The sequence below is a fragment of the Pseudomonas lini genome, from assembly GCF_030812475.1.
In the GTDB taxonomy this organism is placed as follows: Bacteria; Pseudomonadota; Gammaproteobacteria; order Pseudomonadales; family Pseudomonadaceae; genus Aquipseudomonas; species Aquipseudomonas lini_A.
The window spans coordinates 271,959-297,585 of the sequence record NZ_JAUSSR010000009.1; the positions used below are offsets into that span (position 1 = coordinate 271,959).

Consider the following 25,627-nt stretch of genomic DNA (forward strand, 5'->3'; position numbering starts at 1 on the left):
AGCAGAAGGTTACTCCTTCTGCTGTCGTTTCCATCAGCGTTGGGACTGACGCGCCAACGATTCGGGGGTGAAGAATTGAGGAGGTTGCATCTTGGGCTGAGGGAAAATTCCGCCTCGAGCGCCGCCCGTGATGCTAGTGTGGTAATAGACACCGGTAGCCAGGTCAAACATCCAGATCGAAGAAGTGTGAGGGATCTGTTTGTCGTACATTTGCCAGGAAGGCATGTAAATCCCTTTGGCAAGTTTGCCTGAGGCGTCCCACGCGTCGGTCATGCCGGCGGCAAGGATATCTTCGTCGTAATAAAGCCGGCGCTTGGGTTGCACGTGGCGCATCCCTGGTTTGAGCGTCGCCTCAACAACATGGACGCGGTGCAGCTCCCAGCGGATAGCATCGGGTTTCGGGTGGTTGGGTTTGAGCAGATCGTCAGGTGACGTTTGCATCCAGTCATAGTTGTTATACGGGATAATCATCTCTTTCTTGCCCAGGTACTTGAAGTCGTACCGGTCCTGCTTGCCCGAAAAACCGTAGATTTCGTCATACAGCATCGCGCCGCCCGACGTCGAAACCGGGAAGTCATATTCGGCATCTGGCGAGCGGCGTACCCGACGTTGACCTGGGGAGTACGCCCAGGTCGGGTTTGGTGTTGCAACAGGGTTGACATAGAACCGTTGCAGGTTGCCTTCACCTACGTTACGCGAAGGCGCGGTGTAGATATTGAGTTGGGTCAGGTACGTCCCGACGGACGAAAATTTCTCAACGTCCAGATCCTTGTTGTAGTACTGAGCATCGCCACGGTTGTTGATGCCGCCGGTCAATACGCGACTGCCTTTGGAGTCGACATACCAGCCTTCGCCCTTGGTGATGTTCGATTCACCCTTGTAGTGCAGTTGGGCATTCCAGACAACTTCGTTGCCATTTTTAGGAATCGGGAAAGGCACGCCACCGAAGCATCCCTCTACGGCAAGACCATCATCGATGGTCTTGCAACGTGTGGCGTTGGCGACGCTGTTCTGATTGATCCAATCAGGATAGTTAGCGGTGCGGTGGCTGGGGTAGACCGGAACCTTGTAGGTATCGGGGAAGCGCTTGATGAGCGCCTTGGTGCTCTCGGACAGTTTGTCGGCGTATTGATCCACGTTCTTCGCAGTAATGACGTACAGGGGTTTTTCATCTGCAAAAGGGTTGGTCCAGTGTCCAGAGTCGGGCTGAAAGCCTGCCGGACGTGTCGACGTTGGCAGTCCGCCGGTATAGGCGGGAATGCTTCCGTCCTTGTTGCCTGCGATCTCGGCGCCCCACGGCGTCAGGGTTTTCCCCAGTTCTGCAGCTTCCTGAGGTGAGACGGCAGCTTGGGCAGCACTGGCTGCCAATAGAGTGATCGCCAGCGTTGTATATATTATTTTCATCCTGGAACTCCCGATCAGAATGCGGTTTGGTAAGTGAGGATCAGCGTGTCACGATCATGCAAGTAGCCCAGACCGGAATAAGCATTGTTACCATTGATTTGGCCGGTGCGACCATGACGTGCGGTGTACGCGAGGTCAAACTGATGTTTCATTGAGCCGACAAAGTATTCCACACGCGGGCCGAACTTGAGCAGGTAGGAGTCTTCAGGCGGGATACCCGCGTTCTGCGCAGCCGGATTGCCGTAAAGGCCGTAGGTTGCGAATACCGGGAACGAGACGTCCACGCTTGGCATTACCTGTTGCCATACCGGGGTGAACGAAACCCCCAAGGAAGCGGCATTACGCGTAGAGCAGCCACGCAGCAGTTCCTTGTCTTCACACCGGCCGGCAACCGAACCACCTTCACTATTGCTGCCATTGTAGAAGGCCTTGTTGTCGGTGACCTTAACCAGATGCATGTAGTCCAGTTGGGCGGCGATGGAGCCGTTGTCGAAGAACGCATTCTTATTGATGGTGAATGCGCCGCTGAGCAAAGCATGCACAGTATCGCCACGGGCACCATCAAGGTTGCCTGGCTCAGGCCGGCCAATCGCGATGAACGTCTGGCCGGTGGTGTTGAGCGGCATGTTTGTGCGGTAGTTAACCTCGGCCCCAATGCTGACGGACTTGTATACGCCGTTCCAGGTCAGGCCGTACAGTTCGATGTCCTTGGCGTAGACGGCGCGCGAGTAAGGGGCGGTTGGACTTTGTACGATGACCTGGTTGGCCCAGCTGGCGTTCTTGTCGTCAAACTTGCGATACCAGAGACCGAAACTGCTATCCATTGCCCAGTCCGGCGACCAACGCAGACCAACAGCGATATCACCGTTATCGCCTTCCTTGGCATCGCGACGTGCTACGCCTGGGGCCAAGAAGTCCGGACCACGGAGCGCCCCGTCGGCAACGGCGTAGTAAGTGCCGCCTTCCGATACACGCGAGCGTTCGAACTCGTAGGTGTACTGGAACATCAGGGACAGTTCAGGGATGAACTGCCAGGTGGTAGCGAACTGACCGATCGGAAGTGAGGTTTCCTTGGCCGAGGCGCCCGGGCTGAGGTCGCTCAGCAAACCATCATTGGGTGCCATCGCGTAGGACATACTGCTAGCGTTGCTGAACAGAAATTCGCCAGGCAACCAGGCGAAGCTGCCTACCTTGGCGTTCAACTCGGTGTTGCCAATGTTGAAGTTGCCCCACACGAAATAATCTCGAAACTCGGCAGAGGGTCCAGCGTAATAACGCTTCACCAAGCCCGAGTATTCATTGTTGCGGTAGTTGGCGACGGGCGCCAAGCCAGGTGCGCTTTCTGTCTTGTCAGGGAAGTCATGGTCATACCACGCAGCGCCACTGACGCGCAGGCCGTACTTGTCCTGCCAGTTCAAGTCAAACTCGCTGAAGAGGTCGAGCCGCGAGAGAAATACATCGCCCTTGTCGAAGGTGTAGTTGCCCTCGTCGAAATTGGGATTGTTGGCCAGCTGCTTGTCTCGGCCGTCGACCCGCCACCCCTGGTTGTAGCGCACGGTCGTATCCAGCCTCATGGAAAGGTCGGGGTTGCCGCTATCGATGCGCAAGGCGAACGCTTCATCGCTGGCCCCCATGGCCAGGCATAAGCTGGCGAGCATTAGGGGAGCTGCCGTTAGGGGGCGAGAAACCAGCATTTTCCTTTTATCCATCTGAAGTGCCCTCTGAATTGTTGTTTTTGTTTTCATTCCAAGTGCAGTGACGTGGTGGACCTGAGGTCCCGAGGCACTGCGTGTTCATTACACTGCGTTGTAACGTACCTCTCGGAGAATTCCCCGCCGCATTCCTGGAAGCACTGAATTCGCTTTTCTTGAATTGCGTTCACATACACGCACAACATTTATATGAGTTAGCCGAGGTCAGCGCAAGTGTTGGCTAACGATTGGGGTGGGCTAATTTCATACGTGTGTTTTAATTTCGCCTGACGATTTCAGCCGACCAACAGGAGCACTTGCCATGCATCTCAACAAGGTATTATGCTGAACGTTGTTCGTATATTCGAATATTGAGGTCTTGTGAATCGTGAGATATTTGCTCAACCTGAGTCTTTCGTTTGTGCGCGTGCCACCGCCAGGATCGGCCGGCCTTGGCAATCGACGACGAGCAACAGTGAGGTGCGACCATGGGTGAGGCGAAGGTCCATAAAGAATGCCACGGTCCTGTTGCTGTGGTTACCCTCGACGCTCCCCCCGTCAACGCGTTTAGCCTGAGTCTGCGGCTCCAGCTGTACAGCGCGCTGCAGTGGGCAGCTGTGACAGAGTGCGTCAAAGCGGTGGTACTGACTGGCAGTGGGCGAGGCTTCAGCGCAGGCGGGGACATCCGCGAGTTTGGAACCGCTCGTGCCAGCGCGGCGCCAGGGTTGTCCAGTCATATTCACCTGGCGATCGAGCAGCTCGGCAAACCGGTCATTGCAGCCGCACATGGATTTGCCATGGGCGGCGGCCTGGAGACATTGCTCGCTTGTCACTATCGAGTCGCCGAACAAGGCACGATGCTGGGGCTTCCAGAGGTTTCTCTGGGAACCTTGCCCTTGTCCGCGACACAGCGCTTGCCGCGCGTTTTAGGCATCGTCCCTGCTGTGCAATTCATGATTGAAGGCCATCAGAAAGCAGTTTCGAACTTTTCCCGCACCGCACTGTTTGACCGGATTGCCGAACCTGGGCAGGGCCTTTCCACAGCATGTGCGCTGGCGACCGAATTGGTGGCAATGCCGCCCAGCAATGAAGAATTACAGCAGCGGTTGATACGCCATTGGGCGATCCCAGGCTCAGATATTCAACGCGACCTGGCGGAAGCCCGGCTGTGCCTGTCGGACAAACAAGATGCTGCATCACGATCGTTGTTTGAGGCTGTCGAGGCCGGGGCATCTTTATCGGATTTTGATGCCGGTATGGACTGTGCCCGAAGGCTTTACGATCAATTGATGGCTGGCGACGAGATCCTGCGTGGCCGCGATCGGTTTCTGGAATCAGCGCAGGGGAATCGTCCACGGGTCGATCCTGCCACTCCATGACAAAAGGACTCACCGCTGTGCCTATCGATGAACAGTTTTTCGAGCAATGGATCGGTCGCCAGGAATGCCAGCGCGACGTACTCACTTGCGTGCCACTCAATGCCCTGGCAGCGACGCTCGATCGCGAAGATTGCCCTTACACCCCGGCAGGTGAAGTACCGCCTCTGTGGCATTGGCTGTATTTTCTGCCGTTGGCTCGTCAATCCGCCGTTGGGCCTGATGGGCATCCGCTTCGCGGCGGCTTCCTTCCCCCCGTCACGCTGCCCAGGCGTATGTGGGCAGGTAGTCGGCTCAGTTTCGAGGGCGCGCTGCCGGTCGGGGCAGAGGTAGAGCGCACCTCCACTATTCTGGACGTGACACACAAGACCGGGCGAAGCGGAAGCCTGATATTCGTCAAGCTGCTGCATGAATTGGCGGTCGAGGGCCAGGTACGGGTGCGAGAAGAACAGGACATCGTTTATCGCGACGCGCCCAGTCCGAACGAGCCTGCTCCACGCGCCCAGCCTGCGCCGACCAATGCTCAGTGGACTCGCGAGCTATTTCCGGACCCGGTGCTGCTGTTTCGCTACTCTGCGCTGACTTTCAACGGCCATCGCATCCACTATGACCGCCCTTACGCCACTCAAGAAGAAGGCTATCCGGGGTTAGTCGTGCATGGCCCCCTGATAGCCACACTGTTGATGAACCTGCTCCGTGACGAGCGTCCGTCGGCAAAGGTGACCGCCTTTTCCTTTCGCGCGCTACGGCCGATTTTCGACCAGCGTTCGATGCGGGTTTGCGGGTGTGAAGAGCAAGCGGGGCGCATCCATCTCTGGGCGGAAGATGCCGATGGCTATTTGTGTATGGACGCCTGGGCAGAGCTTGCCTGATGCATCGGCGCACGCTTTTGGCCACTGACCTCATCTGGGTGCTGCTGTGGCTGGTGCTTATCTTTCTGACGATTCTGGGTACGGGGTGATCATGCGTTCTTATCTATTTGTGCCGGGCGACCGCCCGGAGCGTTTCGCCAAGGCACTGGCAGCAGGGGCCGACAGGGTCATTCTCGACCTTGAGGACGCGGTGAGCCCGGCCAACAAGCCGATCGCCCGAGAGCACATCGCCCGGGCGATCGAAGAGGGCGCCGAGGTGATGATTCGCATCAACAGCGAAGGCTCCGACGCGTTCGCCGATGACCTGGATCTGCTGCGTCGGTTGCGGGTAAAAGCAGTGATGTTACCCAAGGCGGAATCCGCTGAGTCCATACGTGCGTTAGCCGACGCGACCGATGCCGCGATTGTGCCCCTGATCGAGAGCGCGTTGGGTGTGTGGCGCGTGCTGGATGTCGCGGGTGGGATGAATGTCGAACGGCTGGCGTTCGGCTCCATCGACTTCCAGGTCGACGTTGGCTGCGCGCACACAGACGAGGCGCTTCTGTATGCCCGGTCGAAAATCGTCCTGGCGTCTCGTGTGGCAGGCTTGCAAGCGCCGATCGATGGGGTGTCCGTCATTCTGGACGACGGCGAGGTGATAACCGCCGAAGCGACGCGTAGTCGGGAACTCGGCTTCGCAGGAAAGCTCTGTATTCATCCGCGCCAAGTGCAGTTCGTCAACCGGGCGTTCTCGCCGTCACCGCAGGAGTTGGCTTGGGCCCAGCGCGTGGTCGAGGCCAGCAGGCGAGCGGGTGGTGCTGCAGTGTCGGTGGATGGTGCAATGGTCGACCTGCCCGTGCTGATCCGCGCGCAAAATCTTCTAGCCCTCGCAGGAAGTGTTTCGTGAGCGGTAACCATCATCGGCATCGAGCAGGCATGCGAGGGGCACACGGGATGCGGTACTAATCAGTATTGCGATTCCGGCAAGTGAATGATCATTCCTTCCAAGGCATCAGTGACGATGATTTGGCAGGTGAGCCGGCTGTCCTCCGTCGGGGCTGACGCACAGCTGAGCAGGTCCCGTTCATAGGAGTCGGCTGCCGGAATCTTGGCCGCCGAAACCTTATCCACATAGCCGTGACAGGTTCCACAACTGCAATTGCCGCCGCAATCACCCACAACGCCGGGGATCTGATTGTCGACCGCGACTTGCATGACTGACTGTCCGATTTCCGCCTTTACTGAGTGTACGCGACCATCGTATTGAATGAACGTTATCGTTGGCATTGTTTTTTTTTGACTCGCATCTAATATGATATTCGGAACGATGTTAGGAATACTGAACGAAAAAAAGGCCTGCTGTCAAACTGGCGGCGGCCGACCCACCACTGATTTTTCAGGAACGCCGAATGACGCTGCCAACTGCTTTCCGTTTGGACAACAAGATCGCTGTCATCACCGGGGCCGCTTCCGGCATCGGCCGCGGTATCGCCGAAACATTTGCCCAAACGGGCGCACGCATCGTCGTGGCCGACCTGGACCCTGCAGCCGCTGAAGCCGCCGCCAAGTCCATTGTCGAATCCGGTGGGCAGGCCCATGCAATGGCGGTTGATGTTTCGCAAGAGTCTGAAGTGATTGCTATGTTCGAGGATGTAGTAAGACGCTATGGCAGACTCGACGTATTAGTTAACAACGCCGCCATCTTTCCTAAAAAGCCGTTCCTGGAGGTCGATACAGCATTCTGGGACAGTCTGCAGGCGGTCAACCTTCGGGGCACTTTCCTGTGCTTGCGCGAAGCAATACGCCACATGAAAGCTAGCGGGGGTGGCGCGATCGTCAATATCTCATCGGTGTCGTCCATGCAGGCCGTCGTGCATCACAACGGTACCTACAATGCGAGCAAGGCGGGCGTGAACAGCCTGACCCGTACCACGGCACTCGAATTTGGCGCTGATGGTATCCGGGTCAACGCGGTGCTTCCAGGCGGCATTCCTACGGCAGGTGCACGCGCTGCATCAGCCGCTATCGAGCTCAAAGGGCCGATCATGGGCGAGGGGCGCATACCGCTGGGCGGCATGGGTGACGTGCAGGACATTGCCAATGCGACATTGTTTTTGGCGAGCCCGGCAGCACGTTACATCACCGGCCAGCTTCTGGCGGTTGACGGTGGCTTCCTGATCAGTTGATCAGCGCTCTGGTTCGGTATAAGCCTCATTCATCCAGGCTTGCATCGCCATCAATCCAGCGCGCAAGGCGTTCAGCCAGGCCTGCTTCGGCGAGTTCGACGAAGTATCCCAGCTCGGCGAGCGTATCGAGATGGACGATGGCAGGCTGCCCGCTCTCGGTCAGGTTGTCGATGGTCTCGAAGCAGACCTGCGCTCCACCGGGACGTTGTTCGAGGTTGGTCGTGGCGTAGCCGATGTGGAAGATCCCTTCACCGCGCGCCGCGAGCCATTCGGAGGCGCTGCTTTGGCCGCGACCGGGCTCGACCATTTCCAGGTACAGGTCGCCCCAGCGCGCAAACGCGTTTCTGTTGGCGATTTCCTGCACGGTGCCTCGGTAGCGGCCGGTGTAATGGGTGTCGAGTCGACGAAAAGGTCCGAGCCCGAGCAGGGTTTGGTAATGTTTCATTCCTGCATCCAGATCGCGTACGACGACTCCGATCTGATACAGCTTGCCTTCAAATTCCATACTGATCATGCCTCGTTCGAGGGGCTGAAAAAGTGACTTTCCTGAAATTGACACCCTTGCGTGCCGTAGACGATAACGAGCGCTCATCGATTTTTCAATAGTTCTATAGAAAAATTCGTCGTTTCCGCCCAGGCATCACGCTAGGTAGTTGACATATAAGTAAGCGCTTATGTTTAATCCCGCCATCCCGCATCACATTCCGCAGGTCAAGATAAGCAATGACTTATGATAAAAAGCTTCGCGCACTGGCGGATGGCAGTCGCCGAGCGGTTTACGATCGCATCCGCCGAACGCCTGCCTACACGGCCACCCTGGTGGCCGAGTTACCGTTGAGTCAGCCCGCCGTGTCCCAGCATCTCAAGGTGCTTCTCGAGGCGGGCCTGGTTTCCCAGGTAGTCGATGGTCGGCGCACGCTCTACAGTGCCTGCGAAGGCGCACTGAGTGAGCTCAGGAATTATCTGGCTGAGCCTGAGGCACCGCAGGAGACGGTTTTGACTGGGGGGGCGAGCGATGCCATCGCCTTGGCTGCTCGCCGCTGGGCCGATACCTGGCCTGGCCAGGACCCGCATGTGTACGCGGTGACCCAGCGCCTTCTGATGATGGGGCGGTACGTGGAGCGTGCGCTGAAGGAGACCGCCGAACGCCATGGCCTGCAAGGGAGCGAATTGCTTCTGCTCGATGCGCTCAACCTGACACCGGAAGATAGCCTTACACCGTCCCAGCTTCAGTCAAGGTTGGGGCTGAGCAAAGGCGCGGTAACCAAACTGATGAGTCATCTCGAAAGTCTGGGATTGCTGCAACGGACGGGGTCGCAGGAGGATCGCCGCATCAGCCATGTCGCACTGACGTCCAAAGCACATGAGACCTTGGCGAACATCCTCAATCACCATGAGTATGGCGCCGACCATGCCGCTGCCAAGCGCTTGCCACCCGAGCGGTTGGCGAAGCTGTCGCAGCTGTTGCAGGAATACCACGGCCTCATGAACGAGGAGCTGCTTCGCCGGAACTCGAGGTAATAACTGCACGGTGTTCAAAAAAATCTGTTGACGATTTTTGTTTCCTGGTGAACTATTGTTTCCAAGGTGCTCGACGCTTGGCTGCCATCTTCAGCCACTCGCAGCACTGGAAACGTAATCACCTGCGGAGAACAATAATGAAATCAGCGGTGTTTCACGCGGCCGGCGAGCCTCTGGTCATCGAGCGACGTCCCGATCCGGATCCGGGTCCCGGTGAAGTCGTCATGAAAGTCTACAGCTGCGGCATCTGTGGCAGCGATCTTCACATGACCCAAGGGCATGCCCCGGCTTTCGACTATCCATCCGGAACCATTCCCGGGCACGAATACGCCGGTGAAGTCGTTGCCGTAGGCGCTGATGTCAAAGGGTTGCGGATAGGCGATCGAATCAGTGCTCTTCCATTCACCGGCTGCGGGCACTGCCAGGCCTGCCAGAAGGGAAATCCCAGTCATTGCCCCGAATTTCGCGGGCTCGGCAGTGGCTTCAGTGAGTATGTCGCGGTCAGCGAGCGGACTTCGATCAAGCTCCCGCAATCGCTCAGTTACGACGACGGTGCGCTGCTGGAGCCTTTGGCGGTGGGACTGCATGGTGCGGCGATGGCGGGTATCAAGCCGGGTTCGACGGTTCTCGTCATGGGGGCCGGACCCATTGGACTGGCCGCCACCTTTTTCGCTCGCAAGCTGGGTGCGGGTCGAATCGTCATGGTGGCCAACTCTACTCGCCGGGAAGCGTTGGCGCTTCAGATGGGGGCGGACGCCTTCATCGTTCAGAGCGAGGCGCAACCCCTGGAGACTGCGGTCCAGGAGGTCCTCGGTGCGCTGCCCGACATCGTGCTGGAGTGTGCAGGGCAGCCGGGGTGCATCGGCCAGGCGATCCAGGTGGTTCGAAAGAGCGGAACGGTCGTGGTGCTGGGCTTCTGTACGTCGTCCGACAGCTTCGTACCAGCCACGGCGGTCTGGAAAGAAATCAATCTGCGTTTTTCCAACACCTACACCGTCGATGATTTCCACTACGTGGCGCAGGTGCTTGCCCGAGGCTCGCTGGAGCCGCGCGCCATGATCACCGGGCATATTTCCCTTGACGACGTGCCGTCAGTGTTCGAAGCGCTACGCACTCCCTGCGGACATTGCAAGGTGATGATTCATCCCTGGGCATGAAACGCCTGTTCAAAGCTTGATTGAAACCACGGGGCGAATTGGGCTTCACGCCACAGGTTTGTCAATTTTTCGGTAAACCAGCGAAATTTACTGTGCTTCATCGGAGGTGAATGAATGAATGCTTCCCTGCAACCCTGGGCGACCTATGTCGATCTGCTCAAAGCGGCGAGCGAGGTTGAGCTCCAACTGTGGGAGCCGCAAGACGAGCAGTTGCGCGCCGAACTCTACCGTCAGTTCGCCATGAACTTGTCCCAGGGCTATTTCCTGTACTTCCAGGCAGACCCGTTCTATCCCGACTGGGCGCCCTTTGAAAACTCGGTGTTTCTCGCCCAGCCAAACCCGGACGCGGTGTATCACTACAGCGCGGTCAACGGTCAGGGCACCTATCGCGTGTCCGGCAATCGAGGGAACGTTCCGGTCGCGGGCTTCGCCACTGGCAAAAACATGATCGGCATGGCGAATCCGCCAGGTCCCGGGTTCAACAACTATGACCTGGATATGCTCGACATCGCTGAGGATGGCAGCTTCGACGTTGTGTTCAGCCGTGAGCGCCCGCCGGGTTATCAGGGTAACTGGCTGTACCTGCACCCTGAATCACGTTTCCTGCTGCTGCGTCAGTTTTCCTATGACTGGGGGCGGGAGCGAGAGGTCAAGGTGTGCATTGAGTATCTGGATGAGCAGGCGCTGCGGCCCCGGATGAGTGTAGCCACCATCGACCAGCAACTACGTGAGCTGTTTGGCGGATACGTGAAGCGTCTGTCGCAACTTTGCCAGGGCATCCTCGCCAACAGCCGCAAAAGTCGTCCGCTCCATCAAATGCAGCTGACGACCTACCCCGAGTTGGGCAACGGCGATGACTGGCCGCAAGCCTATTACGAATGCGTTTACGATTTGGAGCCGGATGAAGCGCTGATCCTCGAAACCGAACTGCCGGAGCAACTGGTCTACTGGAACGTCCAAGTGGTAGATGCCCTGTGGAATCAGGTCGAATTGGTGCACCGACAAAGCAGCCTGAATGGCCATCAGGCTCAGGTTGACAGCGACGGTCGATTCCGCGCGGTGTTGTCTGTCGAGGACCCCGGCGTGGCGAACTGGCTGGACAGCGGCGGCCATCTCAAGGGCATGTTGATCGGGCGGTGGTATCGCAGCAGTTCGCACCCTACGCCCACGTTGACCAAGGTCAAGTTCGCTCAACTGCGTGACCACCTTCCGCCAGACACGTTGATGCTCACCCCGGCGCAACGCGCTGAAGCCCTGCGTGAGCGGCGTGTTGGCGCGCAGCTGCGTCGACGCTGGTAGGGGGCTGAAATGGGACATTTCAACGACCTGACATTGCGCCGCAATCCCGCCTTTGCCGAGATCCAGGCAACTGTAGCGGCGGCCAGGCCTGGCTGATCGACCCATCGGCAACGTGGCCTTCGCCACTCCCTACCTATCTTCAGAGAAGACTGACATGACTATTTCCGCCACTTTCAAAGGCGCGGAGGGGCAGCTGCATGCCGCCGCCAGCGCCGCAACAGGATTGTCCGACTTCGGCGATGCCGCCGAATACCTTCCGGGGTTGCAGCGTTTGCTCGCTGCGCTGGATGAAAACGGGCCGGCGTTCAAGCCGCAGGGTCGAGCGTTTGCGTGGAATCTGCTGGTGGGGGTGCTGATTTCGCGTCTGTTCAGCGAGCAGGGCTGGAAAACCCACCCGCAGTGTTTGCAGCAGCCTGTGCGGCGCCCGCTTATCGTAATCGGAATACCCCGCACCGGCACGACTGCGTTGCACAAGCTGCTGTCCATGGACCCGCAGTTTCAAGGCATGGAACGGTGGCTGACAGCGTTCCCGATGCCCAGACCCGAGCGCGATTCCTGGGCTGATAATCCTTGGTATCAAGCGTGCGAGGCCGGGCTCGAGCAGTTTTTTGCCGCAGCGCCTCACATGCGTGCCGCCCACGACATGCGCGCCGATGACGTGGATGAGTGCCTCGAAGTGCTCAAGCAAAACTTCTGCAGCAATTTTTTCGGCTCCTCGTTGCGTGTTCCCGACTACGACCGTTGGTGGCTGCAGCAAAGCGAAGCCAGCAGTTACAAGCGCTTGTTGAAAGTGATCCAGCTGATCGGCACCAACAGCCCACAGAAAACCTGGCTCCTGAAAAATCCGGGGCATGTGGCGCAGGTCGACGCCCTGCTCGACGTTTTTCCCGACGCCTGTGTGGTTCAGACCCATCGCTCCCCGGCCAGTGCATTGCCCTCACTGTGCAGCGTGCTGCGCGAGGCGCGTTCAATCCTGGAGGAGGGCGTTGATGCGCACGCCATCGGGCAGCGGGAAACCCGCTATTGGCAAGCTGCCGTGGACGATGCGCACCAGGCGCGTGCCCGTGCACCAGGGCAGTTTCTGGATGTACTGCAAAGCGACATTCAACGTGAGCCCATGGTGGTCGTCCAGAACATCTATCAGCACTTCGGGCTGACCCTGAGCGACGAGGCACGGGCTCGAATGCTGGAGCGGATCAGTGCCGCGCCGGAGGCTCGCCATGGCGAGCATCGCTACAGCGCTGAAACCTTCGGCCTTGACTCGGCCGGGATCAATCAACGTTTCGCGCCTTACATCCAGCGACATGCCCTGGCGTGAAAGCCGACCGACACCTGTAGGAGGTGCCTGAATGTCTGAATCAATACTCGACGACGCGCAACTGGCGTCCCGCCTGGCGATCGCTGCCGGTGAACACCTGTTGAGACTGCGCGAACACGGCCTGCTGCCAGCGACCTGTCTGGGAGCCCACGGCGATCGTCTGGCCAACACCCTGCTGACCGACTTGTTGCGTCGGCATCGACCGGACGATGGCCTGCTCTCGGAAGAAGAAGCTGCCGATGAGGCCCGGCTGTCCAGGCGCCGGGTGTGGATCGTCGACCCGCTCGACGGTACCCGGGAATACGCAGAAGGCCGTGCGGACTGGGCGGTGCATGTCGGTCTGGTCAAGGACGGTGTAGCAGACGTGGCCTGCGCGGTGTGCCTGCCGGCCCTGGATCAGACATTCAGTGGCGCCGCGCCGCCGGCCTTGCCGGCAGCGCTCGAAGGCCCGCTGAAGATTCTGGTCAGCCGCACCCGGGCGCCCCGCATCGCCGAGCAAGTAGCGCAGCGCCTGGGGGCGCAACTGATTCCCATGGGCTCGGCAGGTGCCAAGGCCATGGCCGTCGTGCGGGGTGAGGCGCATGCCTATTTGCACGCAGGGGGCCAGTACGAATGGGATTCCTGCGCCCCCGTCGGCGTTGCATTGGCGGCGGGCCTTCACGCCTCGCGCATCGATGGCAGCCCCTGCCGCTACAACCAGACAGAGGTGTTCATGCCCGACTTGCTGATCTGCCGTCCGGAGCTGGCTGCCTCTTTATTGTCGACCATTGCCGAGTGCCTGCGGCACGAGGAGTTTCATCATGTCTGATTTGACCCACTTGCAGCGCCTTGAAGCCGAAAGCATCGACATTTTCCGGGAGGCGGTGTCCGAGTCACAAAACCCGGTAATGCTGTACTCAATCGGCAAGGACAGCGCCGTGATGCTCCATCTGGCACGCAAGGCTTTTTTCCCTTCGCGCCCACCTTTTCCGCTGCTGCACGTCGACACCACCTGGAAGTTCCAGGAGATGTACCGCATGCGCGAGCAGATGGCCAAGGAGTCCGGCATGGAGTTGCTGGTCCACCGCAACCCGGAAGCCGAAGCGCGCAACATCAATCCTTTCACCCATGGTTCTTCCCTGCACACCGATATGTGGAAAACCGAAGGGCTCAAACAGGCCCTGGCTCTGCACAAATTCGACCTGGCATTCGGTGGTGCCCGTCGTGATGAGGAAAAATCCCGCGCCAAGGAACGCGTGTTCTCGTTCCGGTCCGCGCAACAGCGTTGGGACCCCAAGGCCCAACGTCCGGAGCTCTGGCGTTTGTACAACGCGCGTAAGCATCCCGGTGAAAGTATTCGTGTATTCCCGCTTTCGAATTGGACCGAGCTGGACATCTGGCAATACATCTACCGGGAAAGCATCCCCATCGTGCCGCTGTATCTGGCTGCCCAGCGGCCCGTGGTCGAGCGCGACGGCGCGCTGATCATGGTCGACGACGATCGGATGCCATTGCGCGAGGGCGAAAGCGTGCAGACACGCAGCGTGCGGTTCCGCACCCTTGGCTGTTATCCGCTCACCGGCGCGGTGGAATCACAGGCCGCAACGTTGCCCGCCATCATTCAGGAAATGCTCCTGTCCACCACCACTGAACGTCAGGGGCGCGTGATCGATCACGACAGCTCTGGCTCCATGGAAAAGAAAAAAGTCGAGGGGTATTTCTGATGAACGCGAGCACATCACTCATCGAGCAGGACATCGATCAATATCTGAAATTGCACGAGCAGAAGACGCTGCTGCGTTTCATCACCTGCGGCAGTGTGGACGATGGCAAGAGCACGCTGATCGGCCGATTGCTTTATGAAGCCAAAGCGCTGCTGGAAGACCAGATGGCTACCCTGGAGGCTGACTCGAAAAAAAGCGGGACCCAGGGCGACCAGCTGGATTTCGCCCTGCTGGTCGATGGCCTGAGTGCCGAGCGGGAGCAGGGCATCACGATTGACGTGGCCTACCGTTTTTTCACCACCGAAAAGCGCAAGTTCATCGTCGCTGATACCCCGGGACACGAGCAATACACCCGCAACATGGTCACCGGCGCTTCGACGGCTGATGTCGCGATCATTCTTGTTGATGCTCGCAGAGGCTTGTTGACCCAGACCTTCCGTCACAGCTATCTGGTTTCGCTGATTGGCATCAAGCACGTGGTGCTGGCCGTGAACAAGCTCGACATGGTCAATTATGAGCAGGAGATTTTCGAGCGCATCGACCAAGCCTATCGGGCGTTCGCGGAAAAACTGGGTTTCAGCTGCATTCAAAGCATCCCGCTGTCAGCGCTCAAGGGCGACAACATGACCGAGCCAAGCGCCCATACCTCCTGGTACACGGGGCCCAGCTTGATGCACTACCTTGAAAACGTGGACATCGAGAGTGCAAGTGGTGATGCGCCGTTCCGCATGCCGGTGCAGTGGGTCAATCGGCCCAATCTTGATTTTCGCGGTTTCTCAGGTCGCATACTGGGTGGCACGCTGCGCCCCGGAGATAATGTGCGCGTGCTGCCGTCAGGCACCAACAGCAAGGTCGCACGCATTGTCAGCCTGAACGGTGACCTCGAGTCGGCCCAGCATCACCAGTCCATCACGGTAACCCTGGCGGACGAGATCGACGTCAGCCGCGGCGATGTGCTCGTGGCCGCAAGCGATCCTTGCGAAGTGTCCGATCAGTTTCAGGCCACGCTGGTCTGGATGGATGCGAACGAAATGCTTCCCGGCCGCCCGTACTTGGTAAAAATGGGGGCGAGCACCGTGGCCGGGACTTTCTCGACGCCCAAATATCTGGTTGACGTCAATACGCTGCAGCATCTTCCGGGTAAAACCCTGCAGCTCAATGACATTGCCGTGTGCAACCTCTCGCTGGATCGGCCGTTACCCTTCGATGCCTACAGCCAGAACCGCGATATGGGCAGTTTCATCGTCATCGATCGGATCACGAACCTGACGGTGGGCGCAGGCATGCTGCAATTTGCGCTGCGTCGTGCGCAGAACGTGCATTGGCAAGCGGTCGAGGTTCACAAGTCGGCCCGTGGCCAGCTCAATGGTCACAAGCCCGTGCTGTTGTGGTTGACCGGCCTGTCGGGTACGGGGAAGTCGACCATTGCCAACCTGGTCGAGCAGCAGCTTCATGCGCTGGGCGTGCACACCTACCTGCTCGACGGCGACAACGTTCGACATGGCTTGAACAAGGATCTTGGATTCACTGCCGCCGACCGCGTCGAGAACATCCGCCGCATTGCAGAGGTGTCCCGCTTGATGGTCGATGCGGGGCTCGTGGTCATCAGCGCCTTCATTTCGCCTTTCAGAGCCGAGCGGGAGCTTGCGCGCAGTCTGGTGGAAGAGCAGGAGTTCATCGAGATCTTCGTCGACACCCCTCTGGAAGTCGTAGAGCAACGCGATCCCAAGGGGCTCTACAAGAAAGCGCGTCAGGGGGCGTTGAAGAATTTCACCGGCATCGACTCGCCTTATGAAGTGCCACTGACACCGGACGTCTACATCGACACGACCCGCCAGAGCGCGATCGACGCCGCACGGCAAATAGTCGCGTGCATGCGTGAGCGCGGTGTTCTGGCTGGGTAAACATTCACGGTGGTTTGTTGCAGGGAGGAAGTGTCATGTCGCGAATGGTTGGAAAGGTCGCCCTGGTCACAGGTGCCGCAGCGGGTATCGGCCGCGCAGTGGCGTTGCGGTTTGCCGAAGAGGGGGCGCAGGTGGTCGCTGTTGACCTCAATGTGTTTGAGCTGGAACCCGCTGGCGCTGCACGCGACGTTGGCGGCAGCCTGGAAAGTCGGGGCTGCGACGTCAGTGAGCCGGTGGCGGTGCAAGCGCTGCTCGATCATGTGCAAGCCCGCTATGGTCGCCTTGATGTGCTGGTGAATAATGCAGGCATCGGTCCGCGTGAAAGGGTTCCGACCCACGCGGTAGCACTCGAGGATTGGGATCGGGTGATCGGCGTTAACCAGCGAGGGGCGTTCCTGATGATGAAATACTCTTTGCCTGCAATGATGTCGTCGGGTGGAGGGTCGATTATCAATGTGGCCTCGGTTGGCGCCTTTTCAGCCACCTGCAATGCCATTGCCTACCTGGCATCCAAAGGCGCATTGCTGATGATGACCCGTGCAGCAGCCCTGGAATATCGCGAGCACCGAATACGGGTCAATGCAATCTGCCCGGGCATGACTCGAACGTCCATCTTCGACGAGGTGTCGGAAGAGGGCATGGCTGCCTTGTTGGCTCGTACCAGCGCGCGCATGATCGAGCCACATGAAGTGGCAAGCCTTGCGCTGTTCCTGGGAGGCGACGAGTCGACGGGCATCACGGGGACAATGCAGGTGATCGATGATGGGCGCACGGCGGGAGTGTGAGCCTTGGAATCTCGGCGACAAGGATGTCGCCAGGATTACCGGTTGGCTGGCTGCACGCCTTCAAAGCACAGTTGCCGATCAATGGACCGGCAACCGGGTCCGGGGAAGGTGCCCGGAGGAGGCGTCCTTGCCGTGGGCCCTGTATTGGCTCGGGCTTGCCCCGACATACTCTCGGAAGACCTTGCGAAAGGTCTGCACATCACTGTAACCGCACAGTGTCGCGATCTGCGCGATGGGGCGGCTGGTGCGCATCAGCAATCCCTGCGCGGATTTCATTCGCAGTTGCCGCACGTATTCCTGAGGCGTGGTCCCCAGATGCCGCTGGAAATGTCGCAGGACTGTCTGCTGGCTGACGGCCATGGCGTTGGCAAGCTCCGAGATGCGCACGTCCTGGGCAAAACGCTCTTCCAGCCACAGCTGAGCGTTGGCGGTGAGCGGGTCGTCTGCCAGGTGATCTTCGGCGGCCTGGTGCAGGCTCGTCACATCGCTCAACCAGCGGGCAAGCTCTGGGGTGGTGACGTACTCCACCACACGCGTGAGTAGCTGAATATCCGCCGCCAGGCCACTGCCGCTGATGACCCGTCCGTGTTCCACCACCGCCGAGCGATGATCAATGCGAATATTGGGGTACCTGCGGCGGAAGAGATGTATCAACGGGCGAGCAATCGTCGCGGTGCCATCGCCCAGGAGTCCAGCTTCGGCCAGCAGGAAAACCGCAGAGCCACTGGCCGAAATCAGTGCGCCGCCGGCGTGCTGGCGAATCAACCACTGGCAGAGCAGGCCGTTTTTATCCAGCCAGGGCGGCAGTGTCGATTGGTCATCAAAGATGAAGGCCGGAAGATGGATCAGGTCATACTGGACCGGCGCGTCGAGGCCACCGTCGGAAGGGAGGGTTCTGCCTCCGGCCAATCGGGCAGGGCGTCCGTCGAGCGTCAGCAGATGAACGCGGGTCTGCATCGCAATCGGTTCGCGGGTGCGATACAGCTCAATGACTTGCCGGCCGATAAGCTCGAATGTATCAAGGAAGACACCCAGGCTGGAAAGGTAAGCGCCTGAGAGGCCGACGACTGCGAAACCCGACATTTATTGGTCCTTGTCAGTGGGGCGCCTTGGCGCAGTATGGCGCAAGCCAGGCGTCAGACGCATCTCTGTTCACCGGCATTGGCCAGTCAGCCGAACCGTGCGGGATTCAACACCGGCCCGGCCACGTGCTGGCCGCCGTCGCCATGCAGGGTCTCGCCATTGACAAAGGTGCAGGCGTCCGAAGCCAGAAACAACGCCGCTGCGCCAACGTCTTCAATCGGATCGCCCAGACGCCCCAATGGGAGCTGTTCGATCATCAGGTCCATGACCCGGGCGCGACGCGCGTGGCACTGTCGCACTTCAGGCGTATCGGCCAATGGCAGCAGCAGGTTGGTGGTTATCTGGTAGCGCCCCCAGTCGACCGCCGCGGTTCGCGTCAGGCCAGCCAGGCTCCACGCGGCGCAGTTGTATGCGGCCAGCGCTTCGTTGACACCCTCGCCATAACGGTGTCCGACATTGACGATACGTCCGCCGCCTGCCTGTTGCATGGCGGGCAGTGCTGCCTGCATCGCGCACACCGCTGCCTGGATCCGGGCGAACGCGTCGTTGAACGCATCGGCCGATTGCTCTTCAAGGGGAGCGATGACGGGCATGGGCAGGACGTTATTGACCAGCACATCGACACCGCCCAGTGCGGCGATGGCGGTTTGCAGTGTCGGGCCAACCTGTGCGTCAAAGGCGCCGACAAATGCGACGGCACAGCCGCCGCTGGCTTCAATGGTGTCGGCGACTTCCTGGGCGAGGGCGAGCTTTGGGTCCAGTATTGCCAACCGAGCACCTTCCCGCGCGAAACGGATGGCGATCCCGCGGCCGATCGCATCGGCGCCCAGGACCAGCACATGTTTACCTTGCAGCCGGCTCATGGCGCAATCTCCTGCTGAAGAGGTTCCAGGGTGTGCAATTGAGGCAGACCGAGCAAGTTCTGACCGCCATCGATGTAGAGTGATTGTCCTGTGATGAATCGGCTGTCGTCGCTCGCGAGCCCCAACACCGCTGAACCGATATCTTCCTGAGCTCGTCCGTGACGACGCATGGGCGTCTGCCGGGCTACCCCTTCGAGCTTCTGCAGGTCATCACCATAAAAAGCCTGATATGCCGGACTCCAGCCGGAGGGCAACACCACGTTAACGGTAATGTTGTGACGTCCCCATTCGTTGGCCAGGGTTCGGGTGAGGCCGCGAATGGCCTCTTTGGCAGCGTTGTAGGCCAGCCCGTAGCGACTGCCATAGGCGCCGTTCACCGAGGCGAAGTTGATGATGCGGCCAGCGCCGGCCTGGATGAACCAGGGAAGCGCGGCTTGTCCGGTCCAGAGCGAAGCATACAACCCGGAGTGCAGCGCTACGTCGAGGAGCCCGTCGTTGACTGCAGATGCGGCAGGCGCCAGTGGCGGTACCACCTGGGCATTGTTGACCAGGATGTCGAGACGGCCGAAGTGCTGTGCCGCGTCCCGGACCAGGCGCTGTGCCTGCGCCTTGTCGGTCAGGTCGGCGCGTATGAATATCGCTTCAGCACCCAACTGCTGCAAGGCGCTCACGACCTTTTTGCCCCTCTCTTCGGATCGTCCGTTGACGATCAGTTTCGCGCCTTCCTGGGCGAAACGCATGGCAATGCCCTCGCCGAGGCCTTGGGTGGATCCAGTGACGAGCGCCACCTTGCCGCTGAGCTGATTCATAATGATTCATCCTCCTAATGACGTTGCTGGCTCGAGCGAAGGTACTGATCACCCTTGCCCGGTCTGGTGCATTACCCAACCGCTCTCAGGACGGGCGTCTTCGAACTCAACGCTCAATACCCTTGCAGAAGAGGCGGCAGTATTGGTCGATGATGTACGTCGCGTCATGTCCGGGGTTGCGCTGCAGTCTCAAGGCGGCGCAATGACACAGGTCGATCAGGGCGCGCACGGCGAGTTGGCAATCGATGTCAGCGCTCAATTGGCCCTCTGCGCGCGCATCCTCAAGCATCTGCTCGAGCAGGGCTCGGTATTCGCGCCTCTGTGCACGGACCGCAACCTGCTGGTCCTGGCCCAGATAACGACGTTGTTCGGCGAGCACGATCATGCAATCCCGATGGGTGTCCAGATCGTGCAAATAGGCATGAATCACGGCATGAATCTGATCGGCCAGCGGCGCTCCGGTGTTCTGCGTGATCTGGCGTAGCCGGTTGGTCGACTCCTCAACGGCATAGATGCACACCGCTTCCAGTGCGCTTTCCTTGGTCGGGAAGTAGTAGTACAGGCTTGCCTGTTTTAGATTGAGCCGATCGGCGATGTCTTGAGTCCGGCAGCCATGGAAGCCCTTTTCAGCAATCACCGAGGCGGCGGCCATCAGAATTTCCAGGCGACGTCGGGAATACTTGTCGGTACTTGGCCTGTTAGACATGGTTATTTCCGGGGCATGGCAATGGAGAGGGTGCAGGCACGGTAGCTGGCACTTCAAAGGAATTCAATAGATCTATAGAAAAACGCGATACGGCGTTGAGGGGGTGTTTATTCGCTTCACAACTGCGGAGCGTCCGAAAAACAGGGTGGGCGGTCGAGATGTTGAATCCACCCCCTGATTATGTCGAATACGACCCTAATGGTGGGGGCGAAGGGGTGGCAGCATGGGGCATCATCAACCTGCTTGGCCGAACGCGAGCCAGAAGGATAGACGGTCCATGAACAATAAAAATGCACAAGCCGTACCGTTGGAACAGCCCCGGACAATGGGGCAGTTGAAGACTGCCAATCATTTGCTCGGTGACCGCGAGGCGCTCAACAAGGCTTGGGAGCGAGACGGTTACTGGTACTTCAAGGATGTATTGGACAAAGGCGTGATCGGCGAAATGCGTGCGCGCTGGATCGACTATCTCCAGCGCCATGGTCTGATCGATCCGGGTGTCAATGAAAACCGCTACAACGGGTCCAGTTTCGAAGGCAAGAGCGTTTCTCCCGCCGAGCTGGCGCGTGTCAGCGAGTTCAATCACAACAACATGCACCGCATGCTGACCGAGAACCCGAAGATTGTCGCCACCATGAAGGAGTTGCTGGGCGACGATCCGTTCTGGTTACCTATCGCCGAATACCGGGCGAATCCACCTGTGGAAGATCCGGGCCAGAACCGTTTTATCTATCCGCACCAGGATGGCTTTTACAGCCGTGGCCTGGAGATGAAAATCTGCTGGGTGCCCATCGATACGGTGGACGATGAAGTGGGCGGCTGTGCCTGGGTGGAGGGTGCCCATCGCGGCCCGATTCTGCATGATCTGAGCAACCCGCCACAGTTCCCCATTCCAACCGACCTCATTCCCATCGAGGGTTGGAAACGTGCCGATTTCGAAGCCGGGGATATCATGATTTTCGACTTGAATCTGCCGCATAGCGGGCTCACTAATCAGTCCCGGGACCGCTTTCGCATGTCGATGGACATTCGTGTGACCGAAGCTTCGGGCAAGGTGCCCTCGATTGGCAGTGTGGTGAGCATTACGCCGCAGCAAATCACCCTGCGTGACGACAGCACTCAACTAGAGAGGACATTCGATATCGAGCCCCAGACGTACGTGCGCGGGACCGATGGCAAGAAGCGCGAAGGTGCTGACATTCCGCAGACGTTCCAGCACGGCGAGACCGTACTCGTCAACAGCGACGACGGACGGGCGGCGACATTGGTGCGTTCGATTCACTGATTCCCTGACTGAAAACCGAGTGGCCAGATGGCTCCCCGGCGCGCCATGCCCATCGGGCAGGCGGGCCGGGGTCATCCTGCTGCCTGCTCGGACCCCGCACGAATTCGGAGTTCCATCATGCCTCAACCCAAGCATTACAACGCCACATTGGCCGGTAAGGTCGCGATCGTCACGGGAGCTGGCGCCGAAGGCGACGGCATCGGGATCGGCCGTGCCATCGCCGTCGTTCTCGCCGGCGAAGGGGCCAAGGTATGCCTCGTTGACCTAGACGCCCAACGTGCGCAGGACACTCTCAAGCATATCCAGGACATGGGCGCTGAAGCCTTCGTTTGCACCGGCAACGTGACGCTGCGCGATGACTGTGCCCGCATTGTCGAGCAAACGGTCGCCCTTTACGGTCGCCTCGATATTTTGGTCAACAACGTCGGTGTGGCGACGCCAGTCACCCTGGACGCGCCGGACGAAGAGGCGTGGATGCGGGTGCTCAACATCAACCTGACCAGCGCGATGCTGATGAGCCGCTACTCCGTGCCTGAAATGATTCGCAACGGTGCCGGTTCGATCATCAATATTTCTTCGATAGCAGGCATTCGCGCCCATGGAAGTATCGCCTATGGACCATCGAAAGCTGCAATGGCTGCGCTTGCGCGCGAATTGACCGTTCTTTATGGGCGCCAGGGCATTCGCGCCAACACGGTCGCTCCTGGTCATGTGCTCACTCCCTTAGCGATGTCGCTGCTGCCCGCACAGATGCGCGTCACGCGTAAAAATGTCGGCCCGCTCGGCATTGAAGGTGACGGGTGGGACGTTGCCCTGGCGGTTCGATTCCTGGCCAGCGATGAAGCGCGCTTCATCACCGGCGTGCACCTGCCGGTCGACGGTGGCGTGACGGAGATCGGCCCGATGTCCGCGCATGCGTTGATCGAGGCAGGTGCGGACGAAAACTGATCAGTTTCACTGTCCCGTTTATCCATGGGCCCCGTTTGAGGGGCCCGCCTACGTTGCAAGGCCACACTGGGTAAGCCAAAAGGAATCTGGACGATGATATTCATTCCCCCGAACCCGGCGCAGCACGCTGCGATTGCCGCCACGTTGCCCCCTGTCAACCTGCTGATTGGTGAGCGCAGCCTTGGGCGCGGGAGCGGCGGCACATTCAGTCACCGCAATACCGCGACGGGACAGTTTCAGATGGATATTCCCATGGCGGGGCGCGATGAAGTCGTGATGGCCGTTGCTGCTGCACGCGCCGCTTACCCGGCATGGCGTGCGATGAAGCCTGTCCAGCGCCGACAGATTCTTGATCGTTTTGCCGACCTGATTGATCAAAACATGGAGCGTTTTACGCAAATTGCCGTGGTCGAAAACGGCATTCCGTTAAGCACCATGGTGCACGGCATGGCGCCGCGTATCAGTGCCTGGGTGCGCTACTACGCCGGTTGGGCGGACAAGATCGAAGGGCTCGTAACGGGTGCATCGCCAGCGGGTCATTTCGAGTACACAGTCCCTGAGCCCTATGGCGTGATCGGGCATATCATCACCTGGAACGCGCCTTTGCTGTCCTTGGCGATGAAAGTCCCGCCGTCGCTTGCGGTGGGCAACACCGTTGTGATCAAGCCCGCCCAATCCACACCTTTCAGTTCGCAACTATTTGCCGAGCTGGCGCTTGAGGCCGGTGTGCCGCCAGGTGTCATCAACGTGTTGCCAGGTGGGGTCGCGGCAGGTGCGGCACTGGTGAGCCATCCGGGTGTGGACAAGATCTCCTTTACCGGCGGCCCGGAAGCCGCCCGAGCGATCATGCGGGCCGCGTCAGACACCCTTAAGCCATTGGTGTTTGAGTTGGGCGGTAAATCAGCCAACATTGTTTTTCCTGATGTCGACATTGCTTCCACGGCAGCTTATTGCGCCACATTCGGCCTGTCCAATAGCGGGCAAGGTTGCGCGCTGCCAACCCGTTTGATCATTCATGAGGCGGTGTACGAGCCGTTTCTGGAAGCATTGCAGGCCACTGTCGAACAATTGCCGTATGGCGACCCGCTCAACGAGAACGTGATCGTTGGGCCAATGGTCGACACGAAGGCCAGTGGACGAGTGCTGGATATGATCGGCGCAGCGCGTGCTGGCAATGTTGGCCGCTTTCTCGCTGGAGGCACCGCAGTGCAGGGGCAGGGCAATTTCATCCAGCCCACCCTCATTGCCGATACGGACCCCTACGCCTCCATTGCCCAGAAAGAGGTCTTCGGGCCGGTGCTTTGCGCCTTCAAAGTCCGCGATGAAAACGAGGCTGTAGCCCTCGCCAATGCAACCGAATATGGATTGGCCGCTTACGTGCAAACGAATGACCTGAACGTCAGCCAGCGTCTCATTCATCGCCTGCACGCGGGCACGGTATACATCAACCGGGCCACTCCCGCCTTGCATCCTGCATCGCCGTTTGGGGGCGTTGGCCTCTCGGGATTTGGCCGTGAGGGAGGCAAGGCGGGCCTCGATGAGTTCATCCGTATCAAGGGCGTCGGGGTGAGCGTGATGCCTGAGTGAGCAATGACCGGGAGGCTTGTTCGGTCGGGGACAGCATGATAAGTTGAATGACGTTCAAATATAAGAACAAGCAAATATCAGCGCATGAGGAGAAGGGCATCATGAAAACTGCAGTGACGGAGCTGCTGGGCATTCGCTACCCGATTATTCAGGGGGGCATGATGTGGGTGGGGCGCGCCGAACTGGCTTCTGCGGTTTCCAATGCCGGTGGGCTTGGCATTCTGACCGCGCTGACGCAGCCGACGCCTGATGCGTTGCGCGATGAGATTGAACGTTGCCGCACGCTCACTCGTGAGCCTTTCGGCGTTAACTTGACCGTACTGCCGACGGCGAGCCCGCCGCCCTATGCCGAGTATCTTCAGGCAATTATCGACAGCGGCGTGAAGATCGTTGAGACAGCAGGTAACTGTCCCAAGGAATACTTTGACAAGCTCAAGGCAGCCGGCATCACCATCCTGCACAAGTGCACCTCGGTCCGCCATGCACTGAGTGCGCAACGCAGTGGCGTCGATGTCATCAGTATCGACAGCTTCGAATGCGCGGGGCACCCCGGCGAAGATGATGTCGGCGGCCTGGTGCTGATCCCGGCAGCGGTCAAGGCGCTCAGCATCCCGGTCATCGCCTCCGGCGGCATTGCCGATGGCTATGGATTGGCGGCTGCACTGGTGCTCGGCGCGCAGGGCGTAAACATGGGTACACGTTTCATGCTCACGCAGGAGGCGCCGATCCATTCCGGCATCAAGGAATCAGTGGTGCAAGGCAGCGAGCGCGACACCGTTTTGATTTTCCGAACCCTGAAAAACAGCGGCAGGGTGTTCAAGAACGCCATTTCCGAGCAGGTCGTGGCCATCGAGCGTCAGCCTGGTGGCTGCACATTCGAGGACGTGCGTCCGCTGGTAGCTGGTGCTCGAGGTCGCGCGACGCTGGAGTCGGGCAACGTGAACGACGGCCTGGTGTGGGCCAGCCAGTCAATTGGCCTGATGAATGACATTCCCACCTGCAAGGAATTGCTCGATCGCATGGTACGCGAATGCCGAGTACAACTTGCCCAGGCGGCAGAACTGGCTTCAGCCTGATCGACACCGACGGGAAGTGCTTTATGGCGCGCTGCGACTGCAGAGCGCCTTTGCGCCGACTGTCGGGCCAGGCAT

General features: G+C 59.3%; 24 protein-coding genes. 16 read left to right on the top strand and 8 right to left on the bottom strand.

Features of this window, described 5'->3' with window-relative positions; genetic code table 11:
• Positions 1–33: 33 nt before the first annotated feature.
• Both J2W17_RS19065 and J2W17_RS19070 read right to left on the bottom strand, forming a co-directional pair.
• Positions 34–1,404, bottom strand: coding sequence for a DUF1329 domain-containing protein (locus J2W17_RS19065; protein ID WP_307337513.1), 1,371 nt, complete (start codon positions 1,402–1,404; stop codon positions 34–36).
• A 14-nt stretch (positions 1,405–1,418) separates the two neighbouring features.
• Positions 1,419–3,098 carry a DUF1302 domain-containing protein gene (locus J2W17_RS19070; protein WP_307337516.1) on the bottom strand — a complete coding sequence of 560 codons (1,680 nt, stop codon included), beginning with the start codon at positions 3,096–3,098 and terminating at the stop codon, positions 1,419–1,421.
• 485 nt (positions 3,099–3,583) lie between these two features.
• Here J2W17_RS19070 and J2W17_RS19075 point away from each other — a divergent pair, with 485 nt between their 5' ends.
• The 3 genes from J2W17_RS19075 to J2W17_RS19085 all read left to right on the top strand — a co-directional run bounded on the left by J2W17_RS19075 (position 3,584) and on the right by J2W17_RS19085 (position 6,229).
• Entirely contained in the window at positions 3,584–4,474 is an 891-nt protein-coding gene (locus tag J2W17_RS19075) for an enoyl-CoA hydratase/isomerase family protein (RefSeq protein WP_307337519.1), read from the top strand.
• A 17-nt stretch (positions 4,475–4,491) separates the two neighbouring features.
• Complete coding sequence (locus tag J2W17_RS19080) at positions 4,492–5,343, top strand: FAS1-like dehydratase domain-containing protein (RefSeq protein WP_307337522.1); 852 nt, start codon at positions 4,492–4,494, stop codon at positions 5,341–5,343.
• A gap of 91 nt (positions 5,344–5,434) precedes the next feature.
• The gene (locus J2W17_RS19085) at positions 5,435–6,229 is read left to right on the top strand and encodes an HpcH/HpaI aldolase/citrate lyase family protein (protein WP_307337525.1); all 795 of its coding nucleotides are present in this window, start codon (positions 5,435–5,437) and stop codon (positions 6,227–6,229) included.
• Positions 6,230–6,288: 59 nt separating this feature from the next.
• On the opposite strand, the gene J2W17_RS19090 is transcribed toward J2W17_RS19085, so the two are convergent.
• Positions 6,289–6,609: a 2Fe-2S iron-sulfur cluster-binding protein gene (locus J2W17_RS19090; protein WP_307337528.1), complete on the bottom strand. Its 321-nt coding sequence runs from the start codon at positions 6,607–6,609 to the stop codon at positions 6,289–6,291.
• A 122-nt stretch (positions 6,610–6,731) separates the two neighbouring features.
• Here J2W17_RS19090 and J2W17_RS19095 point away from each other — a divergent pair, with 122 nt between their 5' ends.
• On the top strand, positions 6,732–7,508 hold the full coding sequence (locus tag J2W17_RS19095; protein WP_307337530.1) for an SDR family NAD(P)-dependent oxidoreductase: 777 nt from the start codon (positions 6,732–6,734) through the stop codon (positions 7,506–7,508).
• A 25-nt stretch (positions 7,509–7,533) separates the two neighbouring features.
• Here the strand turns inward: J2W17_RS19095 and J2W17_RS19100 are convergent, their stop codons facing one another.
• Positions 7,534–8,022 (bottom strand): VOC family protein, encoded by a 489-nt coding sequence (locus J2W17_RS19100; RefSeq protein ID WP_307337533.1) that lies wholly within the window; start codon positions 8,020–8,022, stop codon positions 7,534–7,536.
• A 209-nt stretch (positions 8,023–8,231) separates the two neighbouring features.
• Here J2W17_RS19100 and J2W17_RS19105 point away from each other — a divergent pair, with 209 nt between their 5' ends.
• The 8 genes from J2W17_RS19105 to J2W17_RS19140 all read left to right on the top strand — a co-directional run bounded on the left by J2W17_RS19105 (position 8,232) and on the right by J2W17_RS19140 (position 17,195).
• Positions 8,232–9,029 carry a metalloregulator ArsR/SmtB family transcription factor gene (locus J2W17_RS19105; protein ID WP_307337536.1) on the top strand — a complete coding sequence of 266 codons (798 nt, stop codon included), beginning with the start codon at positions 8,232–8,234 and terminating at the stop codon, positions 9,027–9,029.
• A gap of 137 nt (positions 9,030–9,166) precedes the next feature.
• On the top strand, positions 9,167–10,186 hold the full coding sequence (locus tag J2W17_RS19110; RefSeq protein ID WP_307337539.1) for a zinc-dependent alcohol dehydrogenase: 1,020 nt from the start codon (positions 9,167–9,169) through the stop codon (positions 10,184–10,186).
• A 114-nt stretch (positions 10,187–10,300) separates the two neighbouring features.
• Complete coding sequence (locus tag J2W17_RS19115) at positions 10,301–11,485, top strand: DUF1214 domain-containing protein (RefSeq protein WP_307337542.1); 1,185 nt, start codon at positions 10,301–10,303, stop codon at positions 11,483–11,485.
• A gap of 154 nt (positions 11,486–11,639) precedes the next feature.
• Positions 11,640–12,803, top strand: a complete 1,164-nt coding sequence (locus tag J2W17_RS19120; RefSeq protein ID WP_307337544.1) for a sulfotransferase family protein — start codon at positions 11,640–11,642, stop codon at positions 12,801–12,803.
• A gap of 31 nt (positions 12,804–12,834) precedes the next feature.
• A complete protein-coding gene (locus tag J2W17_RS19125) occupies positions 12,835–13,611 on the top strand; it encodes a 3'(2'),5'-bisphosphate nucleotidase CysQ (protein ID WP_307337546.1) in 777 nt (258 codons plus the stop codon).
• Positions 13,604–14,506, top strand: coding sequence for a sulfate adenylyltransferase subunit CysD (cysD, locus tag J2W17_RS19130; protein ID WP_307337549.1), 903 nt, complete (start codon positions 13,604–13,606; stop codon positions 14,504–14,506). Before J2W17_RS19125 ends, cysD begins: the two co-directional genes overlap by 8 nt.
• Positions 14,506–16,410 carry a sulfate adenylyltransferase subunit CysN gene (gene cysN, locus J2W17_RS19135; protein WP_307337553.1) on the top strand — a complete coding sequence of 635 codons (1,905 nt, stop codon included), beginning with the start codon at positions 14,506–14,508 and terminating at the stop codon, positions 16,408–16,410. The genes cysD and cysN overlap by 1 nt, the downstream gene beginning before the upstream one ends.
• Before the next feature lie 35 nt (positions 16,411–16,445).
• Positions 16,446–17,195, top strand: a complete 750-nt coding sequence (locus J2W17_RS19140; RefSeq protein ID WP_307337556.1) for an SDR family NAD(P)-dependent oxidoreductase — start codon at positions 16,446–16,448, stop codon at positions 17,193–17,195.
• 78 nt (positions 17,196–17,273) lie between these two features.
• Here J2W17_RS19140 and J2W17_RS19145 read toward each other — a convergent pair whose 3' ends face one another.
• The 4 genes from J2W17_RS19145 to J2W17_RS19160 all read right to left on the bottom strand — a co-directional run bounded on the left by J2W17_RS19145 (position 17,274) and on the right by J2W17_RS19160 (position 20,656).
• Positions 17,274–18,278 (bottom strand): GlxA family transcriptional regulator, encoded by a 1,005-nt coding sequence (locus J2W17_RS19145; RefSeq protein WP_307337559.1) that lies wholly within the window; start codon positions 18,276–18,278, stop codon positions 17,274–17,276.
• An 86-nt stretch (positions 18,279–18,364) separates the two neighbouring features.
• Positions 18,365–19,141 (bottom strand): SDR family NAD(P)-dependent oxidoreductase, encoded by a 777-nt coding sequence (locus tag J2W17_RS19150; protein ID WP_307337562.1) that lies wholly within the window; start codon positions 19,139–19,141, stop codon positions 18,365–18,367.
• On the bottom strand, positions 19,138–19,950 hold the full coding sequence (locus tag J2W17_RS19155) for an SDR family NAD(P)-dependent oxidoreductase (RefSeq protein WP_307337564.1): 813 nt from the start codon (positions 19,948–19,950) through the stop codon (positions 19,138–19,140). The genes J2W17_RS19150 and J2W17_RS19155 overlap by 4 nt, the downstream gene beginning before the upstream one ends.
• Before the next feature lie 106 nt (positions 19,951–20,056).
• A complete protein-coding gene (locus J2W17_RS19160) occupies positions 20,057–20,656 on the bottom strand; it encodes a TetR/AcrR family transcriptional regulator (protein WP_307337566.1) in 600 nt (199 codons plus the stop codon).
• Positions 20,657–20,933: 277 nt separating this feature from the next.
• Here J2W17_RS19160 and J2W17_RS19165 point away from each other — a divergent pair, with 277 nt between their 5' ends.
• From J2W17_RS19165 to J2W17_RS19180, 4 genes are all read left to right on the top strand, one after another.
• A complete protein-coding gene (locus tag J2W17_RS19165; RefSeq protein ID WP_307337567.1) occupies positions 20,934–21,941 on the top strand; it encodes a phytanoyl-CoA dioxygenase family protein in 1,008 nt (335 codons plus the stop codon).
• 117 nt (positions 21,942–22,058) lie between these two features.
• Positions 22,059–22,889: an SDR family NAD(P)-dependent oxidoreductase gene (locus tag J2W17_RS19170; protein ID WP_307337569.1), complete on the top strand. Its 831-nt coding sequence runs from the start codon at positions 22,059–22,061 to the stop codon at positions 22,887–22,889.
• A 93-nt stretch (positions 22,890–22,982) separates the two neighbouring features.
• Positions 22,983–24,476: an aldehyde dehydrogenase family protein gene (locus J2W17_RS19175; RefSeq protein WP_307337571.1), complete on the top strand. Its 1,494-nt coding sequence runs from the start codon at positions 22,983–22,985 to the stop codon at positions 24,474–24,476.
• A gap of 101 nt (positions 24,477–24,577) precedes the next feature.
• Positions 24,578–25,552: an NAD(P)H-dependent flavin oxidoreductase gene (locus J2W17_RS19180; RefSeq protein ID WP_307337574.1), complete on the top strand. Its 975-nt coding sequence runs from the start codon at positions 24,578–24,580 to the stop codon at positions 25,550–25,552.
• Positions 25,553–25,627 lie beyond the last annotated feature (75 nt).